Here is a 440-nt window from a genome sequence, read left to right on the forward strand (position 1 = left end):
GTTGTTATTCGATTCCTTGTATGTCAGGTTTTTTTAGTTTTTGCGCATAAAATTTCCCTCCTTCGACAATGACTTTTGGAGATGGTAATAACGAGCGAAATGTTTCAATCCAATGAATTTGGTTATCCACTCTGTTTTGAATCGATGGCGGTAACCATCCTTCTTTCTTTTTTCGGTTGAGAAAACGTGCTTCTCGATATCTTGTTTTTCGTTGTCTTCTACCTCTGCGTAACGTAGCTCTTAATATAAGGTTTTCTTTGACATCTTGACGAAGCTCAATGGTTCCTTTTGCTAGCACTTTATCTTTAGTGGTAATCGCAATACCGATATGCTTTGCTCCGCTATCAACGCCAATTGTAACGGGTTGTACCGTTTCACCAGTGGCATATAGGAGTTGAATCGTAAATGGTGTGTACTTCACAATTTTTGCTTTTCCTTGT

Annotated in this window: 1 protein-coding gene; it reads right to left on the reverse strand. The window is 38.6% G+C overall.

Annotated elements, in window-relative coordinates; translation table 11 throughout:
- Positions 1-4: 4 nt before the first annotated feature.
- Positions 5-440, reverse strand: a 436-nt coding sequence (gene iscB / locus COO03_RS23920) for an RNA-guided endonuclease IscB (protein WP_257132055.1), incomplete at its 5' end; no start/stop codon positions are given.

It is taken from the genome of Bacillus sp. AFS098217 (assembly GCF_002551815.1).
Taxonomy (GTDB): Bacteria; Bacillota; Bacilli; order Bacillales; family Bacillaceae_G; genus Bacillus_A.